Source organism: Kitasatospora sp. NPDC054768 (assembly GCF_053612025.1).
Window position 1 is genome coordinate 92,645 of record NZ_JBSHBN010000008.1, and the last position, 17,787, is coordinate 110,431.

15 protein-coding genes are annotated in these 17,787 nt (G+C 72.5%); 4 read left to right on the forward strand and 11 right to left on the reverse strand.

Annotated features, from left to right (window positions below; genetic code table 11):
• Window positions 1–20: 20 nt before the first annotated feature.
• From ACWGKU_RS04165 to ACWGKU_RS04195, 7 genes are all read right to left on the reverse strand, one after another.
• Window positions 21–2,222 carry a dipeptide ABC transporter ATP-binding protein gene (locus ACWGKU_RS04165; protein WP_452177355.1) on the reverse strand — a complete coding sequence of 734 codons (2,202 nt, stop codon included), beginning with the start codon at window positions 2,220–2,222 and terminating at the stop codon, window positions 21–23.
• Entirely contained in the window at window positions 2,219–3,079 is an 861-nt protein-coding gene (locus ACWGKU_RS04170; RefSeq protein WP_452177365.1) for an ABC transporter permease, read from the reverse strand. Before ACWGKU_RS04170 ends, ACWGKU_RS04165 begins: the two co-directional genes overlap by 4 nt.
• Window positions 3,080–3,218: 139 nt before the next feature.
• On the reverse strand, window positions 3,219–4,202 hold the full coding sequence (locus tag ACWGKU_RS04175; protein ID WP_401054395.1) for an ABC transporter permease: 984 nt from the start codon (window positions 4,200–4,202) through the stop codon (window positions 3,219–3,221).
• A gap of 341 nt (window positions 4,203–4,543) precedes the next feature.
• On the reverse strand, window positions 4,544–5,248 hold the full coding sequence (locus tag ACWGKU_RS04180) for a TfuA-like protein (RefSeq protein WP_452177356.1): 705 nt from the start codon (window positions 5,246–5,248) through the stop codon (window positions 4,544–4,546).
• The gene (locus ACWGKU_RS04185) at window positions 5,239–6,438 is read right to left on the reverse strand and encodes a YcaO-like family protein (protein WP_452177357.1); all 1,200 of its coding nucleotides are present in this window, start codon (window positions 6,436–6,438) and stop codon (window positions 5,239–5,241) included. The genes ACWGKU_RS04180 and ACWGKU_RS04185 overlap by 10 nt, the downstream gene beginning before the upstream one ends.
• Window positions 6,439–6,545: 107 nt before the next feature.
• The gene (locus ACWGKU_RS04190; RefSeq protein ID WP_452177358.1) at window positions 6,546–7,391 is read right to left on the reverse strand and encodes a hypothetical protein; all 846 of its coding nucleotides are present in this window, start codon (window positions 7,389–7,391) and stop codon (window positions 6,546–6,548) included.
• Window positions 7,388–8,245: a JmjC domain-containing protein gene (locus tag ACWGKU_RS04195; protein ID WP_452177359.1), complete on the reverse strand. Its 858-nt coding sequence runs from the start codon at window positions 8,243–8,245 to the stop codon at window positions 7,388–7,390. The genes ACWGKU_RS04190 and ACWGKU_RS04195 overlap by 4 nt, the downstream gene beginning before the upstream one ends.
• Before the next feature lie 550 nt (window positions 8,246–8,795).
• On the opposite strand from ACWGKU_RS04195, the gene ACWGKU_RS04200 reads away from it, so the two are divergent.
• Entirely contained in the window at window positions 8,796–10,049 is a 1,254-nt protein-coding gene (locus ACWGKU_RS04200; RefSeq protein WP_401048654.1) for an MFS transporter, read from the forward strand.
• A gap of 71 nt (window positions 10,050–10,120) precedes the next feature.
• On the opposite strand, the gene ACWGKU_RS04205 is transcribed toward ACWGKU_RS04200, so the two are convergent.
• The 3 genes from ACWGKU_RS04205 to ACWGKU_RS04215 all read right to left on the reverse strand — a co-directional run bounded on the left by ACWGKU_RS04205 (window position 10,121) and on the right by ACWGKU_RS04215 (window position 13,950).
• On the reverse strand, window positions 10,121–11,038 hold the full coding sequence (locus ACWGKU_RS04205) for a transketolase family protein (RefSeq protein WP_452177360.1): 918 nt from the start codon (window positions 11,036–11,038) through the stop codon (window positions 10,121–10,123).
• A gap of 121 nt (window positions 11,039–11,159) precedes the next feature.
• Entirely contained in the window at window positions 11,160–11,831 is a 672-nt protein-coding gene (locus ACWGKU_RS04210; RefSeq protein ID WP_401048652.1) for a thiamine pyrophosphate-dependent enzyme, read from the reverse strand.
• A 151-nt stretch (window positions 11,832–11,982) separates the two neighbouring features.
• On the reverse strand, window positions 11,983–13,950 hold the full coding sequence (locus tag ACWGKU_RS04215) for a M13 family metallopeptidase (RefSeq protein WP_452177361.1): 1,968 nt from the start codon (window positions 13,948–13,950) through the stop codon (window positions 11,983–11,985).
• Between the two features lie 201 nt (window positions 13,951–14,151).
• Between ACWGKU_RS04215 and ACWGKU_RS04220 the strand changes: the two genes are divergently transcribed.
• Complete coding sequence (locus ACWGKU_RS04220; RefSeq protein WP_401048648.1) at window positions 14,152–15,075, forward strand: JmjC domain-containing protein; 924 nt, start codon at window positions 14,152–14,154, stop codon at window positions 15,073–15,075.
• Window positions 15,076–15,158: 83 nt separating this feature from the next.
• Here ACWGKU_RS04220 and ACWGKU_RS04225 read toward each other — a convergent pair whose 3' ends face one another.
• A complete protein-coding gene (locus tag ACWGKU_RS04225; RefSeq protein WP_401054728.1) occupies window positions 15,159–15,989 on the reverse strand; it encodes a TIGR03621 family F420-dependent LLM class oxidoreductase in 831 nt (276 codons plus the stop codon).
• Window positions 15,990–16,281: 292 nt separating this feature from the next.
• On the opposite strand from ACWGKU_RS04225, the gene ACWGKU_RS04230 reads away from it, so the two are divergent.
• Together ACWGKU_RS04230 and ACWGKU_RS04235 are read left to right on the forward strand one after the other, a co-directional pair.
• Complete coding sequence (locus ACWGKU_RS04230; RefSeq protein ID WP_401054730.1) at window positions 16,282–16,809, forward strand: GNAT family N-acetyltransferase; 528 nt, start codon at window positions 16,282–16,284, stop codon at window positions 16,807–16,809.
• Between the two features lie 238 nt (window positions 16,810–17,047).
• Window positions 17,048–17,509, forward strand: a complete 462-nt coding sequence (locus ACWGKU_RS04235) for a spore-associated protein A (RefSeq protein ID WP_401054732.1) — start codon at window positions 17,048–17,050, stop codon at window positions 17,507–17,509.
• The last annotated feature ends 278 nt before the right edge of the window (window positions 17,510–17,787 follow it).

A 17,787-nucleotide genomic window follows, 5' to 3' on the forward strand; every position in this document is an offset into this window, starting at 1 on the left:
GAGAAGGGAAGGCGCTGGTGTCAGACCGCGTGGCAGGCGTACTGGTGGTCGGAGCCGTCCGGGGTGCCGACGGTCGCCGGCCGTTCGGTGCGGCAGCGCGTCCGTACGCCCTCGTCGGCCTCCCGGTGGAGCGGGCAGCGGTCGACGAACACGCAGCCCTGCGGCAGCCGGGCGGCGCTGGGCTGCTCGCCCGCGAGGACGATGCGCTCGCGGTGGCGCTCGCGTTCCGGGTCGGGGACCGGGATCGCCGACAGCAGGGCCTTCGTGTACGGGTGCCGGGGCCGGGCGAAGATCTCCTCGGTGGCGCCGGATTCGACGACGTGTCCGAGGTACATCACCGCGATGCGGTCGGAGAAGTAGCGCACCACGGCCAGGTCGTGCGCCACCACCAGGTAGGCCAGGCCCAGTTCGCGCTTCAGCCGGGCGAGCAGGTTGATGATCTCGGCCTGTACGGAGACGTCCAGGGCGGACAGCGGCTCGTCCAGGACCAGCAGCCTCGGCTCGCGGGCCAGGGCGCGGGCGATGCCGACGCGCTGGCGCTGGCCGCCGGACAGGGCGGCGGGGAAGCGGTCGCCCACGGCGCGGTCCAGACCCACCAGGTCGAGGAGCCGGGTGACCCGGGAACGGATGGCCGTCCGGTCGGCGCCGGCGGCCTGGAGCGGTTCGGCCAGCAGGTCGAAGACGGTCAGCCGGGGGTCCAGGGCGTCCGTCGGATCCTGGAGGACGATCTGGACCTCGCGCCGCAGCTCGCGCACCTGGGCGGCCGACCGCAGCGTGGCGACGTCGGTGCCGGCCACTTCGATGCGGCCGCCCTCGGGGGCGCGCAGCCGCAGCACCTCGCGCAGCGTGGTGGTCTTTCCGCTGCCGGACTCCCCGACCAGGCCCAGGGTTTCGCCCGCGCGCAGTTCGAAGCTGACGTGGTTGACCGCGTGCAGGGTCCCCACTCGGCGCTTGAGCAGGGCCCCCTTGGTGACGGGGAAGGTCTTGACCAGGTCCTCGACGCGCAGGACCACGTCGCCGGCCGTCCGCTCCCCGGACGCGGCCGGTGGCACGGGGGCGGCCGCCCCGACCGGGTCGAGGCTTCCGTCGGCGATCTCCTGCGCGCGGTGGCAGGCGGCGCGCCCGGGCTGCCCGGCCGGTGCGGTCAGCTTCGGCGTGGTCAGGTCCGGCGCGGTCAGGACCGGCGTGGTCGAGTCCGGCGTGGTCGAGTCCGGCGCGGTCAGGTCCGGTTCGGTGGTCCGGCACACGTCCAGGGCCACCGCGCAGCGCGGCGCGAAGGGGCAGCCGCCGGGCAGGCCGACCAGGGACGGCGGCTCTCCGCCGACCGGGACCAGGGGCCGTTGGACACCGCCGTCCACGGTCGGGACGCTGGCCAGCAGTCGGGCGGTGTAGGGCATCGTCGGACGGCGGAAGAGCTCGTCGACGCTCGCGTGCTCGACGATCCGTCCGGCGTACATGACGGCGACGTCGTCGGCGTGGCCGGCCACCACGCCCAGGTCGTGGGTGATCAGGACGAGACCGGCACCGGTCTCGCGCTGGGCCAGGCGCAGCACGTCGAGGATCTGGGCCTGGACGGTGACGTCGAGCGCCGTGGTGGGCTCGTCGGCGATGAGCACCGAGGGTTTGTTGGCGATGGCCAGCGCGATGACGACGCGTTGGCGCATGCCGCCGGAGAACTCGTGCGGGAACGCTTTGGCGCGTTCGCGCGGGTCGGGGATGCCGACCAGGTCGAGCAGTTCCACCGCCTGCTCCCAGGCGTCCTTCCTGGACAGCTCCCGGTGCACGCGCAGGGCCTCGGAGAGCAGCCGGCCGACGCTGAAGATGGGCGCGAGCGCGGACATCGGGTCCTGGAAGACCATGCCGATGTCCTTGCCGCGCACCCGGGAGAGTTCCTTGTCGTCCATGGCGGCCAGGTCGCGGCCGCCCAGCAGGATCCGGCCGCCGAGCCGCGCGGTGGGCGGCAGCAGGCCCATGACGGCGAGGGCGGTGGCGGACTTGCCGGAGCCGGATTCGCCGACGATGCCCAGGGTGCGCCCGGGCAGGAGGTCGAAGTCGACGCCGCGCACGGCCTCCACCGGTCCGGCCTCGGAGGGGAAGGAGACCCGCAGGTCGCGTACGGACAGGACGGGTGCGGGCCTGGTGAGGCCGCTGAGGCCAGTGGGGTCGGTGAGGCCGGTGGGTCCGGCCGTGGGCCCGGTGCGGTGGGCGGGTGCGAGGGTCATCGTCGGCCTCCGGCCGCGCCGGTGGTGGACGTGGGGTCGAGGGCGTCGCGCAGACCGTCGCCGACGAAGGTCATCGAGACGGTGAGCAGTACGGTCAGCCCGGCGGGGAAGGCGAAGAGCCAGGGGGCGCTGGTGATGGTGCCCGCGCCGTCGGCGAGCATCGTGCCCAGCGACACGTCGGGGGTCTGGACGCCGAAGCCGAGGAAGGACAGGGCGGTCTCGCTGAGCACGGTGGAGACCACGCCCAGGGTGAGGTTGACGATGAGCAGGGAGCCCAGGTTGGGGATGATGTGGCGCACCACGATGCGCAGGGGGCGTACGCCCATGTACTCCGCGGCGCGCACGTAGTCGCGTTCGCGCAGGGACGTCGACACCGACCAGACCACCCGGGCGGTGGACATCCAGCCGAACACCGTCAGGACGAGGACGAGGACCCGCCAGTCGCCGGCGAGCCGGTGCGAGACCAGGGCGAGGATCAGGAAGGAGGGCACGATCAGCAGGAAGTGGATGAGGGCGAGAGTGGCCTTCTCCACCCGGCCCCCGAAGTAGGCGGCGCCCGCGCCGACGACCGCGGCGATGGCGACGGTCAGCAGGGAGACGGTCACCGCGATCACCAGCGAGCGCTGGAGGCCGTGCACGGCGGCGGCGTAGACGTCGTTGCCGCCCTGGTTGGTGCCGAACCAGTGCTCGGCGCCGGGGGACTGGGTCAGGGCCGAGAAGTCGGTGTCCGCGTAGCCGTACGGGGTGAACAGGTCGCCGAGCGCGCTGAACAGCACGAGCAGCAGGAAGATCACCACGCCGGCGACGGCGGTCCGGTTGCGCAGGAAGCGCCGCAGGTAGAGACGGCGCCGTCCCAGGTAGCGACCGTCGTTCCGGTCGTGCACGTCTCGCCCGTCCCGCCCGTCCTGTTCGGTGAGCAGCGGACCGGTGGCCGACCCGGGGTCGGTGGCCGGGACGCCTTCGGCGGTCGCGTCGGGACTCACAGGGGTGCCCATCTCAGCTCACCCGCACTCTCGGGTCGAGAAGAACGGTGGCGATGTCCGCGAGGATCGCGCCGACCGCGGTCAGGGCGGCGGCGAAGGCGGCGGTCGCCACGGTGCCGTGCACGTCGTTCTTGCTGATGGTCTGGATGAAGTACTGGCCCATGCCGTTCCAGCCGAAGATCGTCTCCGTGAGGACCGCGCCGGTGAAGACGGCCGGGATGCTGAAGGCCACGGACTGGGCGGTGGGGATCAGAGCGGTGCGCAGGGCGTGCCGGCGGATCGCCTGGGCGCGGGTGAGCCCGGTGGCCCGGGCGGTGCGCACGAAGTCGGAGCCGATGACGTCCAGCAGCAGGGAGCGCTGGGTGAGGTGGTAGCCCACGTACCCCGTCAGGGTGAGCGTCAGCGTCGGCAGGATCAGGTGCAGCAGCCGGTCGCCGATCGTCGCCCAGAACCCTTCCACGTCGGGCGAGTTCTCCCCCGCGACGTACAGGAAGTGCCAACCCGCCTGTTCGTTCAGCCGGATGGCCAGCAGCACCAGGGCGAGGGCGGCGATGGACACCGGGACGTTGAAGAGCGCCATGGACAGGGCCTGGGCGGCCCGGTCCCGCCAGCCGTACTGGCGCGAGGCGGTGTGGACCGCGAGCGCGACACCGACGACGACGGACAGGACCGTCGCGCCGATCACCAGTTCGGCGCTGACCAGGGAGCGGTAGCCGATCTCCCCGTTCACCCGGACCCCGACGGGGGAGCGGCCCCAGTCGAAGCGCAGGACCACCCCGGTCAGCCAGTCCCACCAGCGGTGGAGCAGCGGCTCGTGCGGGTCGAGGTTGTAGGGGGCCAGGGCCCGGGAGATCTGCTCCTCGGTGCGGACCGGGCGCAGCTCCTTGAAGTTCGAACGCGGGTCGAGGAACCAACTGGCCAGGAAATACGTGGCGTTGGTGGCCACGGCGATCACCAGGAACCAGCCCGCCGCCCTGCGTGTCACGTACCGGAGCACGGACGGCACCTCCCCACCGGATGCGGCGGGTGCGGCTGGGGAGCGCCGGGTCTGGGGGAACTGGGCATGCGGATGGAACTTCCTCGATCCAAGGGGTGGCTGCACGACCGTGCAGAAGCCAGTCTGTGTGCGAGCGACAGGTGGCACCAGGGATCAGGGCATGTGGACACGAAGACGAAACGCCCCCGCAGCACGCGGAGGTGTTCGCGTCACAATTCGTTGAATTCGCAGGTGGGAGAGGCCACAGTGGCTGCCGGGTCCCGGAGGTGTGCGCGGCCCCGGGGGCCGGGACCGGGACCGGGGCCGGGGCCGGGGCGGGGGCCGGTGTCAGGTGTCAGGTGTCAGGTGTGGGCGGGGAAGCGGGCGAGGGCGTGCAGTTCGGCCCCGACGGCTTCGATGCCGTCGAGCCGCTTGCGGTCCCAGTCGGGGATCGTGTCGGGTTCCAACTGCCGTGCCAGCAGATCCGAGGCGTCGGCGGGCAGGGCGCGCCGGAAGGCGTTGGCGAGCGCCTCGGGGATTCGGGCGCGGTAGTTCACGCGTCGGGCGGCCTCCAGGGCGGTCGCGGCGGTCGCGGTGTCCAGCTCGCCGCGTTCGACCAGGTGCTGCAGCAGCCACCGCACGTTGATGAGCGGCACGGTGAGGGCTTCGCTGGTGACCGGGTCCATCAGCAGGGAGACCTCGGCGTCGGCCTCGACGTGCCCGGCGAGGTACTGCTCGCAGACCCAGCCGTGCTGGATCATGCCGAGCGTGCGGCATTCCACGGCGCGCAGTGCGCCCATGGACGAGGCACCGGCGAGGTAGAGGCCGCGTCCGAGGTACTCGCGGATCTCGGTGACGGAGACCGAGAGGTTCTGGCCGAACTCCCCGTCCAGGATCAGGGCGCGGTTGTTCCACTTGCCCTCGACCGGGGTCCGCAGCAGGTCGCCGCGGATGATCGGTGGCCGCACGGCCAGGTCGATCCCGAGGGAGTCGGCGGTTCCGCACAGCTGTCGCGTGTCCCGGGGCAGTAGGGAACTGCCTGCGTACACCGTCAGTGTCACCGCCATGCCGCCGTCCAATCCGGTCGTTCCGCCGTGCGGGCCTTGAGCAGGCGCACGCCGGCCCGCAGGTGGTCGACGTGGGTGAACTCGCTGCCCGGTACCACGACCTTGACGATGGAGAAGGGAAGGCCCTCGGGGGCCAGGCTGGTGCGCAGGACGAGGTGCAGGCCGTGCTCCCCGAGCATGTCGAGCAGGAACGCCAGGTCGACCGCGTTGTCGCCGGAGCCGCGGTCGGGGATCGCGTGGAACGGCAGCCACGGCCGGCCCTCGCTCCAGGCGTGGAGGTAGTCGCGCAGTTCGTCGTACGAGGCGTGGCGCCGGTACGCCTGGCCCTCCAGGTCCTCGCGCGCCCCGGCGATCACGATGAGGCGGGACTGCGCGGCCTCGGTGAGCGCCCGCATCAGGGCGATCTCCGGGTTGAGGTGGCAGCCCGCTCCTCCGGTGAAGAGCATGCCGTCGCGGGAGTGGGTGTCGTCGGTGGTGACGAGGAAGGTGGGGACGGGCAGGGCGCCGGTGTAGGCGTGGACGGTGACGCTGATCGAGGCCCGCTCGAAGCGCTCGACGAGTTCCCGGTGCGCGTCGGGGAGGGTGTCGAGCGGCACGAGGTGGCCGAGACCGAGCTTCTCGCCGAAGGCCGTGCTGTCGTGTTCGATGACCTCGTACAGCGCCTGCACGGTGGCGTCGACGGGGTCGTTGCCCGCGGCCAGGCCGATGGTGTTGGAGGACATCAGTCCGCCCTCGTGGGGGAAGGGCGTGAAGACGGCGACCGCGGGCACCGCGATGTCGACGTCGTTGCGCAGGCAGTGCATCGGCCACCAGGTGGTGGGTGTCTGCGGCGTCCAGTGGTGGCCGCGGCGGGGGACGAGCCGCCGGGGGTCGAGCGTCGGCATCCGCTCGCTCATGACCTCGTACGGTAGCGGCGGTTCGGGGCGGCCGTCCGGTTCGCAGTAGCGACGTTCGATGGCCTCCATCATCGCCGAGACCCGGGCCCCCTGACGGGTGTAGCCCTTCCCGCTGGTGACGGTGTTGAGTCCGGGGGCGGCCAGCGGGCGCACGGAGTGGTAGACCGGGATGCCGAGGACGTCCAGGTCGGTCACGTCGCCGACCCGGGTGACACCGACCCGTTCCAACAGCGACTGCGCCAGCCACTCGACCTCGTCGAGGGAACGGCTGCGCAGGGCGAGGCTCTGGTCCACGGGAGATCCTCCGGTTGGGCCCGCTGGTCGGGGGCGTCCGGCGTCCGGCGGCCGACGCGGGGCTTTCGTCGCGGCCGGGGGCCCCGGGCCGTCGGTGGTCGGGCCCGTCAAGGGCGGCCGGCGGCGAGGCGCAGCAGGTCGGCCGGGTCCATGGCGGCGAAGTGTCCGGCGAGTTCGCCGAGCACCCAGTCCGCTTTCCGGTCGACGGGCATCAGGTGGTGGCTCCGGTGGGTCTCCTGCTGCTCCACGTGGGCGGAGCCGGCCCGCCGCAGGGCCTTGACGATCTCGGCCGTGGCCGGCGGCCGTTCGGCGAGGACGAGCAGCAGGCAGTCCCCGCTGTCGCCGGCGAGGGCGCCTCGGGTGGTGCCGGCCGGAACGTACACGGCGGTGCGGGCCGCGGCCTCCAGCGGCGCGGAGTCCGCCTCGCCGGCGTGCCAGGCGACGCTGCCGGAGCACACGAGGACGACGGCGTCCACGGTCGCCTCGGCGTACGCCACCGGGGATCCGGCCGCCGCGAGGTAGGCGGTCGCCTCGATGTGCCGGCCGAGCACCGCGCGGACGGTTTCGAGGGCAGGTCGTGCGGGTGCCAGCCAGTCGGTGACGGACGGCAGCCGCAGGACGGCGCCGGCCCGGTACTGCCCGGTGACGTTGCGGTGGTGGACGAAGCCGGTGACCTTGTGGTTCTGGACCCTGCGAGCCGTGAAGACCTCGGTGGCCGGCAGCCGGGCGCCGCCCCGGTAGACCTCCAGGTAGGGGTGGGCGAGCAGGCCGCAGTCGATCGTGCCGAGCACGTCGGCGGCGGTCGGCAGCGCCATGCCGTCGGACAGCGCGATGCCGCCGAACAGGCCCGTGCCGTCGGACAGGGCCGTGCGGGCGGTCGGGCCGTCGCGGCGTTCGGCGAGCCAGCCGGCGAGGCCGGTGTCGACGTCGGCGTGGGGTTCGGTCCGCGTCATCGTGATCCGTCCCGCAGGCGTGCGGTGGTGAGGGCCCGGTCGACGAGCGTGGCGCTGTCGACGCCGGAGGCGAAGTCCTTGAGGTCGGCCAGCAGCGCGGCGGCCCGGGCGAGCGCTGAGGTGGCGTCACGGCCGGCCCCGGCGGGGCGGCCGGAGGCGATCCACGCGTCGATGTACGCCTGCACCAGTGCCGACGGCGAGGGCTCGGTGAGCGTGAAGGTCACGTGCAGGGAGGCGCGGTCGATCGCGGTGGCGGCGTGCCCGGTGCCGTGCGGCAGGTAGAGGAGGTCGCCGGGTTCGAGGACGACGACCTGCTCCTCGGAGGTGTCCACATCCAGCCCGGCACTGGCCTCCGGGGGCGCGTCGTACAGGTGCCATTCCTTGGCGCCTTCGAGCTGGACGGCGACGACGCGGGAGCCGTCGCGGTGCGGGAGCATGCCGCGCTTGCCCGCCGGCGTGTAGAAGAGGAACGCCTTCGACTCGGCGGGGAAGACCGCGTTGAGCGCGTCGTTGACGTCCCGGAGGAAGGGGTGCCAGTCCTCGACCTGGTTGAGCTTGAGGGTGGCGCCGTCCGCGAGTTGTCGGCCCACTCCGACGGGGTCGATGAACCCGTCGACGCGGCTGCCGGCGACCTCGCGGGTCGCCAGGACCTCGCTGTCGGAGGGCGCCAGGCCCTCCTGGAGGACGGAGAAGTAGGGGCGGCGCAGCAGGCTGCCGTCGATCAGCGCGAGGATGTCGCTGATGCGCGGCAGCCCGTCGAGGGCGACCGCGTCGCGCAGGACCAGGGTTTCACTCCCGTGGTACGCCGTGCGCAGGTCGCTGCCGTCCTCCAGCAGATCAGTCAGCGTGCTCACCGGCACCGGTGGCTCTCCCGTCACGAGTTGACACCGTGGCCGACGGTTGGGTGGCACCGGCCGCCCAACCGTCGGTCACGTCGTGGATGTGCGCGACTGTCAGGCGAAGTCGATGTTCTGCATGAGCATCGGAGCGTCGCCGTCGAACTCGTCGAGCTCGTCGATCGCCGCGGCGCGCAGCTCGTCCTCGGTGGGCGTGATCAGGGTGTCGATGCTCACAATGATCTCCTCGTCTCGTCGCGAGTGACTGATTCCCCGTCTTCCCATATGAATTGACGGTCAGTCACTAAAAACGTAAGGCCGATCCCTGTCGACGGTCAACCCCGCGTGCCCGACGGGAGGATCCGGTTCGTCGGGTCGTGAGACGTCACGTTCGAGGAGGCTCCCGGGGGCCTCCCGTCCGCGGCGCCGGGTGGTCCGGAAACCGCCGGGAGCCCGCCGCACATGCTCTACGCTCGGGGCGCGAAAGGGCCCTCGCCGGTCTGCCGGAGGCTCTTCGCGCGCCCCGACACACCCGCACGACGGCCCGATCCGTGGGGAGACCCCTGTCATGACCACCTCGTCCAAGCCTCCCGCGACAGCCGCCGCGCCGGCCCGATCCCTGCTGCGCGCCCACCGGGGCTTCCAACTGCTGCTCACCGGCGACACCGTCAGCCAGTTCGGCAGCCAGGTCACCATGCTGGCGATACCGCTGGTGGCCCTGAGCACCTTTCACGCCTCGGCCTTCCAGATGGGCCTGCTCACGGCGGCCTCCACCATCCCGGTCGCCGTGGCCGGCCTGCCGGCCGGGGCGTGGGTGGACCGGATGCGGCGCCGACCGGTGCTCGTCGCGGCCGACCTGCTGCGATTCGCCCTGCTGGCCTCGATACCGCTGGCCTACGCGTTCGGCGTCCTCACGCTGGCCCAGTTGTACGCGGTGGCGGTGCTGGCCGGCACGGCCACGGTGTTCTTCGACGTCGCCCACCTGTCGTACCTGCCGTTCCTGGTCGGACGCGACCGGCTGACGGAGGGCAACGCGGTGCTGCAGACGGCCAACCGGGGCGCCGAGTTCAGCGGCCCGGCGGTCTGCGGCTGGCTGGTCCAGGCGGCCGGACCGGTCGGCGCCCTCATGGTGGACGCGGTCAGCTTCCTCGTCTCCGCCGCCTCCATCGGCGCGATCCGGCGTTCCGAGCCGCAGCCGGAGCAGACGGCGCACGGCTCGCTGCGCCAGCAGATCGCCGTGGGACTGCGCTACGTCCTCCACCACCCGGTGCTGCGCGTGCTCGTCTCCAGCGGCGTGCTGCTGTGCCTGGCGACCACCGCACTGCTGGCCGTCCAACCGATCCTGCTCGTCCGGGACTTGGGGATGAGTCCGGGGCTCTACGGCCTGCTGCTGGTCGGGGACGGCATCGGCGGATTCGTGGGCAGTCTGGCCGCGCGGCCGGTGATCCGCAGGCTCGGGACCGCCCGCACCATCTGGGTGCCGAGCCTGGCCATCGTGCCCTTCGTCCTGCTGCTGCCCTTCACCGGCCACGGCTGGCTCATCCTGCTCTACCCGGTGGGCTCGTTCGTCTTCGCCGTCGGCATCTCCCTGCGCAACGTCGCCCAGCTGAGCTACCGCCAAGGCGTCTGCCCGCCCGAGCTGCTCGGCCGGATGAACGCCTCGATGCGCGTACTGACCTGGGGCGCCATGCCACTGGGCGGCCTGCTCGGCGGCGCGCTCGCCCAGTGGGCCGGCACCCGCGCCGCCCTGTGGGCCGTCTTCGCCCTGATCGTGCTGTCCCTGCCGCCGGTGCTCACGCCCGCGCTGCGCGGCCGGGACTGACCAGGACGACCGCGCGGCGGAGCGCCCCGGCCCGGGCTGCCGTGGCAGCCCGGGCCGGGCCGCAGCGGGTGCTACTTCTCGCCGAGGAACCCGACGACGGCGCGGCGCAGTCCGGCGCTGTCCAGACCGTGGGCGATGGCGTGCTGGCGGGGCGAGCCGTAGTTGCGCAACTCGTCACGGCCGACGCCGAGTCCGAGCACCCGATGCGACAGGCCGCCCAGCGCGTCCACGACCTCCGGGACCGAGGTGCCGGCGAGGTACGGCTCGACCAGGACGACGGCCGGCTCCCGCTGGTCCGCGACGGCCGCCCGGAGCGCGACGGCGTCGAAGGGCCGGACGGTGGACGCGTACAGCACGGTGACGTCCAGTCCCTCGGTCGCGGCCAGAACCGCGTCGGCCAGCGGGCCGACGGCGATGACGACGGCCGTCGTGCCGTGCCGCAACCTGCGCAAGCCGCAGTGCGGACGGCCGTCGACGATGCCGTGGGCGTGCGCGTTGGACTGGTTCGACAGACGCAGGTAGACCAACCCGTCGCCGTCGGCCGCCTCCCGTAACTGCGCCTCGGCCTCGTCGGCGTGGCCGGGGACGTCGATCGTCCAGTCGGGCAGCGTCGACAGCAGCGCGACGTCACCGGGCGACTGGTGGGTGCGTCCGCTGTTCGCGATGTCGTAGGAGGCCCCGGCGCTGACCAGCACCGCCCCGACTCCCTGGTGGTTGAGGTCCAGCTTGATCTGCTCGAAGGGCCGCTCGACCAGGAACGGCGCGAAGCTGTGCGCGATCGGCCGCATCCCGGCGAGCGCGAGGCCGCCGGCGGCGCTGATCAGGAGTTGTTCACGGATGCCGAAGTTCAGCACCCGGTGCGGGTGGCGCTCGCGGGCGCCGTCGAAGAGGGCTGACGTCAGGTCGGCGGTCAGCACCGCCAACCGCTCGTGGCTGTCCAGCAGCCGCGTGGACACCTCGACGAAGCGCTCACGCATGATTCCGGCCATGGGGGTCCTCCTTGGGTTCACGACGGGGTGGGTCGGCCGTGGCGGGGTCGGCCGGCTCGGGGCGGCGACGGCCGCGGTGCGGTGCGGTGCGGTGCGGAACGGGTGTCACCGCGCTCCGGTGTCACCGCACCCCGGTGTCGGCCACCACGAGCCGTGGAGCGCCGGGGTGCGGGGCGCGGAAGGCCGCCTCCAGCTCGTCGTGGTCCCGGCCGTCCGCCCGTACCGCCGACCAGCCCTCGACCTCGAAACGCTTCTCCATGCCGCCCGGCCAGCCGTGGCTCGCGGAATGGTTGTCGACCACGATCACGTGGAGCCGCTCCAGGCCGACGCGGCCCGCGTAGGCGATCGCCTCATGGTTGGAGCCCTCGTCCAGCTCGCCGTCGCCGATGAGGACCCACACGTCGGACGGAATGCCGCGGGCGCGCAGCCCCAGCGCCGTGCCCACGGCCAGCGGCAGCCCGTGGCCGAGCGAGCCGCTGGATATCTCGACGCCGGGCACGAGGGACCGGTCCGGGTGCATGCCGAGCGGGGAGCGGAAGGTGCCGAACCGGCGCAGCTCGGCGGGGTCGATGAAGCCCCTCGCGGCCAGCACCGCGTAGTAGGCCATGGGGCCGTGGCCCTTGGAGAGGAAGAACCGGTCCCGGTCCTCGGCCATCTCGGGGGTGACGCGCAGGACGCGGTCGTACAGGACCCACAGGGCGTCGACGGTGGAGATCGCCGCCTCCCGGTGCTTCTCGTCGCCCACCATCATCGCCATCAGCTCGCGCAGGTCTTCGAAGGTTGCCGTGGTCATCGCAGCGGGGTCTCCAGACGTGTGTGGGGCGGGCGGTGAGGTGGCGTGGTCGAGCGGTCGGGGACACCGTGGCGTCCCGGCGTCCCGGCGTCCCGGCGGGCAGGCGGGCAGGCGGGCAGGCGGGCAGGCGGGCGAGGGGGCGGGTGCCCGGTTACCAGATGCGTACCCGGTCGGCCGGGTCCCGCCACATCCCGTCGCCCTCGCGGACACCGAAGGCCTCGTGGAACTCCGCGAGGTTGCGCACGGCGGCGTTGCAGCGGAACTCCGCCGGGGAGTGCGAATCGACCACCAGCCTCCGTCGGACCTCGGCATCGCGGGCCTTGAACCGCCAGACGCGCGCCCAGCTGAGGAAGAACCGCTGTGCGCCGGTGAGGCCGTCGACGACCGGTGGTTCGGCACCGTCGAGCGACCGGAGGTAGGCGCGGTAGGCCATGGTCAAGCCGCCGATGTCGCCGATGTTCTCGCCGACCGTCAGCGCGCCGTTGACGTGCTGCCCGGGCGCCTGCTCCGGCTCCAGCGCGTCGAACTGCGCGATCAGCGCGGCGGCCCGCTCGTCGAAGGCGGCGCGGTCGGCCTCGGTCCACCACTCCCGGAGGGCGCCGGTGCCGTCGTACTTCGAGCCCTGGTCGTCGAAGCCGTGGCCTATCTCGTGGCCTATGACGGCTCCGATGGCCCCGTAGTTCACGGCCGCGTCGGCCTCGGGGTCGAAGAACGGGGGCTGGAGGATCGCGGCCGGGAAGACGATCTGGTTCATCCCGGCGCTGTAGTACGCGTTGACCGTCTGCGGGGTCTTGGACCACTCGTCGCGGTCCGCCGGGGCGCCGAGTCCGGCCAGTTCCCGGTCGAACTCGAAGGCCGCGGCGCGCTGCGCGTTGCCGACCGGGTCGTCGCGGCGCACCGTCAGGGCACTGTAGTCGCGCCAGCGGTCGGGGTATCCGATCATCGACGTGAAGGCGTCCAGCTTCTCCAGGGCGCGGTCCTTGGTCTCCGGCCTCATCCAGGGCAGGGCCCTGATGCCGTGCCGGTGCGCGGCCACGAGGTTGCCGATGAGTTCGAGCACCAGCTCCTTGGAGCGCGGCGGGAAGTGCTCGGCGACGTAGAGGCGGCCCAGCGCGTAGCCGAGTCCGGACTCGACCAGGTCCAACCCGCGCTGCCACCGCTCGCGCTGCTCGGGAACGCCGGTCAGGGCGGTCCCGTAGAAGCCGAAGTGCTCCTCGGCGAAGGCGCTGCTCAACAGCGGCGCGGTCGTACGGACCAGCTGCCAGGACAGCCACGCCTGCCGGCACGCGACCGGCGTCCGCGCCCAGAGCGTGGAGAGCTCTTCGAGGAAGCCGGGCTGCCGGACCACGACTTCGGCGAGCGCCGAAGCGGGCGCCCCGATCCCTTCCCGCCAGGCGTCCCAGTCGAAGGCCGGGGCCAGGGCGTCCAGGCCGGAACGGTCGAGGAGGGTGTAGGCGCGCACCGCGTCGCGGGCCTTCACCCGGTCCCAGTGCGCCGAGGCGATCCGTGTCTCCAGCGCGACGACGCGTCCGGCGGTGCCGGCCGGATCGGTCGCACCGGTGAGCTTCAGCATCGTCTCGATGTGCGCGCGGTAGGCGGCGCGGACGGAGACCGAGGACTCCTCCCGGTAGTACGACTCGTCCGGCAGGCCGAGCCCGGCCTGGTGGAGGTGGACGAGACAGCGGTCGGGCCGGTGCGCGTCGGTGTCCACGTACGCGGTGAAGAGGCCGGTCGCCCCGCGGCGCTGCAACTGCCCCAGGACCCGGGCGAGGGCCGGGCCGGAGTCGGCGGCGGCGATCAGATCGAGGGCCGGCCGCAGGGGTGCCGCGCCGAGCTCCTCGACCCGCTGCTCGTCGAGGAAAGCGGCGTACAGGTCGCCGATGCGGCGCTCGTCGCTGCCCTCCGGCGTGTCCCCGGCCGCTGCCCGCTCCACGATCTCCCGCAGGTGCAGCTCGGCGCCGTCGCGCAGGTCGGCGAGCGATCCGGCGACGGCGCGGTCCTCGGGAATGACGGACTCGTCGAGCCAGCGGCCGTTGACGTGACGGAAGAGGTCGTCCTGCGGCCGCACCTCCGGACGTCCCCAGGAGAGGTCGACGTTCCTCGAGACCGCTTCGCGCATCGCAGATCCTCCCGTGTCGTGACTGCCCGTCAGACCGTATCCAGACTGTGCGGTGTCGGAACAGGTGGCGGAACGATGCGACGACGCCTCCCGCGGGTGTGCGCGAATCGGTCCGGAACGGGGTGTGTCCCGGCGTCGTGCGGTCGCCTACGATGCCTGACGGATCGCAAGCCGTGTGGTGACGAACGGGCGGGAGGCCCTGTGAGGCTGCGTGAACTGGGCTTCTCTGTCGGCGAGTTCTCCGACGGCTGGCCGGCCCGTGCCATGACGGCGACGGCGCACGAGGCGGTGCGCGCGGTGCTGTCCCCGGACGACGTGGACGAGCTCGTCGCCGACCGCGGGTTGCGGATGCCGGCGTTCCGGATGGCGCGGGACGGAAGATTGGTCAACCCCCGTCACTACACGCTGGCGTCCGGCTCCGAAACGACCTCGACCGTCGGGCAACTCGCCGACCCCGAAGGGATCGCCCGGCAGCTGGGCCGGGGATCGACCCTGGTCCTCCAGGGAATCCAGCGGTTCCACCCGCCGGCGGGCAGACTCGCCCGCTCGCTCGCGCGCGAGCTGGGCGCCCGGGTCTTCGTCAACGCCTACCTGACGCCGGACGCCGCCCAGGGTTTCGCCGAACACACCGACCCCTACAGCGCGTTCCTCGTCCAGCTCGCGGGCGCCAAGCGCTGGCAGGTGCGGCCCTCGGCCGACGCGCCGGTGGAAGAGGTGCTCCTGCGGCCGCTGGACGTGCTGTGGCTGCCGGCGGGCTGGCTCCACGCGGGCGTCGCGCTGCCCGGCTCACCCAGCGTCCATCTGACACTGGCCGTCAACCCGCTTCCGCTCACCGACGTCGTCACCGCGATCACCGAGGGCCTGATGCGGCAGGTGGACGGCGAGACGCTGCCCCCGCTGCCGGCGGATGGCGCACAGCAGGTACTGGAACGCGAAGTCGACCGGCTGGCCGCACGCCTCCGCGCCGCCCTGGTGGGCGTCGACGCCGGGGAACTGGCCCGCACCCTGCTGGCCCGCAACGCCGAGGGCGCCGAGGCGCCGGCCGACCGGGTCAGCACGGCGCTCGGCCTCGTACCGCCCGACGCGCCGACGGGCACCTGGGCCACCGGCGGCGACGGGGTGTAGCGCGGCGGGCCGGGCCGCACGGCACTGAGCACCGGGCTCCCGCCCGTCCCCCTCCGCCCAGGCCCGTCCCCCCTCCGCCCAGGTCAGCCGAACCGTGCGATCACCTCGGCGAACGCGTCGAGCGCCGCCTCCTGCACGACCACGTAGTCGAAGCCGAACCGCTCCCGACGAGCGAGCAGTTGCTCGGCGATCTGCGCCGCACTCCCGATCAGCACGGCGGGCAGCGCGCCGACCTGCTCCGGACTCAGCGTGCCCTGCAGGAAGCGGGAGTAGTCCTCCAGCGCGGCCTGACGGTCACCGGTCACCTCGGTGCGCAGGACGATGATGTTCCGGCGCACCGCCTCCCGACCCGCCGCGCGCAGTTCCGCCTCGACCAGCGCCACCCGTTCGTCCATCCGGCGTTCCGTCAGGTACCGCATGCCCCGGCCCTGCGGGTCGAACCTGGTACCGGCGAAGGACACGATGTCGGCGTGCCGGGCGGCCAGTCGCAGCACCCGGTCGCCATTGCCGCCGATCATCAGGGGCGGCCGGTCGGAACCGGTCACGCGGGTCACCTCGTCCAGGGTCGCGACGAGTCGATCGACGCGTTTGCCCGACGCCTCGAACGGAACTCCGGCCTGGTCGAACTCGGGCTTCTTCCATCCCGCACCGAGCCCGACCTCCAGCCGCCCGCCGGTGAGTCGGGCGGCGGTGACGACATCCCTGGCGAACAAGGCCGGGCTGTAGAACGAGGTGTTGCTCACGAACGTGCCGACCCGGACGCTACTCGTCGCCTCGGCGGCCATGGCACACGCCAGGAAGGGCGAGGGCATGCCGATGTGGTCGGGCACGGTGATCACGTCGTAGCCGAGGCCCTCGGCACGCCGGCACTTCTCCCTCCAGGAGGCCCGGTCCTCGAGCTTCGTCAGATTCACGCCGAACCGTAAGCTCATCGCACAGATCCCGTCCTTTCCGGTCCTTGAGCAGCGGCGTGGTCGCGGCGGAGGAAGGAGGAGATCACGCGGTCGGCCCCCAAGGATCGTCCCCTGCCGGATCGTGGCCGTTCAGCCTAGACCACCGCCGATCGTGTGTCTTCCGGTCCTGACCGGTCCTGAGCGGAGACGAGACGCAGTGGCCGGGTCGGGCCGGGCCAGAGGCCAACGGCCGCGCCACGGCCGTTGCATAGGCTGGCCGCTTCACCCGACGCACCGCGACGAGGACCGACCCATGCCCAGCACCACCAGGATCCGCCTGATCGAGCCCAGCGACGCCGCCCCGATCGCCGCGCACCGGACGCGGGACGCCGAGGCCTTCCGGCGATGGGAACCGGCCCAGCCGGCCGAGTCCCTCACCCCGCGGGGCCAGGCGGAGCGGATCGACAAGCTGCTGGCCGGCCACCGGGCCGGCACGCTCTGGCCGGGCGTGGTGCTCGCCGACGACCAGGTGGTCGGGCAGGTCACCGTCGGAGGCATCCTGCCGCAGGCCCACCTGCGCCGCGCCTCCGTCGGGTACTGGATCGGCAGCGCCGCCCAGAACCAAGGGCACGCCGGACGCGCCGTCGAGCTCGTACTCCGGGAGATGAGGGACGAGCTCGGACTGCGCCGCGCCGAGGCGTCCACACAGCTGGAGAACCTGCCGTCGCAGCGGGTACTGCGCCGCAACGGGTTCAGCCCGTACGGTGTCGCCCACTTCTCGATCCTTCTCGACGGGCACTGGCGGGACGAGCTGCTGTGGGAGCGGGCCCTCGTCGACTAGGCCTGTCCGGTCGATCCGCGCCCGCACCGCACCCCGCACCCCGCACTCCGCGCACCGCAGGGCCGGCCCCGGCCGCCGGCCGTGCCGTCGGCCGGGCGAGATGTGCCGAACTGAAATCTGATCCTCCGATTTCCCGGTATCGATTTCATGGTCGCGGCCGAACGTGGCCGAATGTTCCTCTTCTGGAGCCTGGCGCACCGCGCTAGCCTCACCGTAAGAAGTCGGAAAAGAGGGGGAAATGAACATCAAAAGGACTCGATCAATCCGAATCACCCGACCGGGGCGCCGAATGGCCGCGGCCGCCGGTCTGCTGGCGATCTCCGCGGCCACCGTCGTGGCGATCCCCGGCACTGCCAGCGCCGCCACCGTTGCCTACAACGGCGCATGTGGGAGCGGGTACAACGTCAAGAGCTGGTTCGGCATCCAGTCGACGACCGAGGAGGTGACGGTCTACCTGACCTACTCGGCCGCCACCGGCAAGAATTGCGTCGTCGGGATAAAGGACAACCAGACCACGACGCGGTCCATCACGGTGTACATAGAACGTGACGACACCCCCGGTTCCCGGGTCACCGACTCCGGGAACTACACGAAGTACGCCGGCCCCGTCTACATATACGCGAAGGGCGCGTGTGTCACCTGGGGCGGCGTGTTCAACGACCTGGAAGTACTCCGGCGGCACACCAACTGCGGGGCGTGACCCCCATCCGTGAAGCCGCCCGCCGTCCCGGTGCGACGACCAGGACGGCGGGCGGCAGCGGCCGCACCACCCTTGGGGCGCGGTCGGGCCTCAGCGCCGGGGGTCGATCCTCAGGTCGCCCCGGGGCACCTCACGGACGTGGGCACCTGCCGGCAGGTCGTGCGTTCCGCGATGTCGACGTGAACCGGTGAACGGCGACGACGGGCCGGTGGGGGCGCCGCCCTCCCCGGGCCGCGCCCCCCACCGGGCGACAGGCTGGGTCGTATAAAAAAAAAACA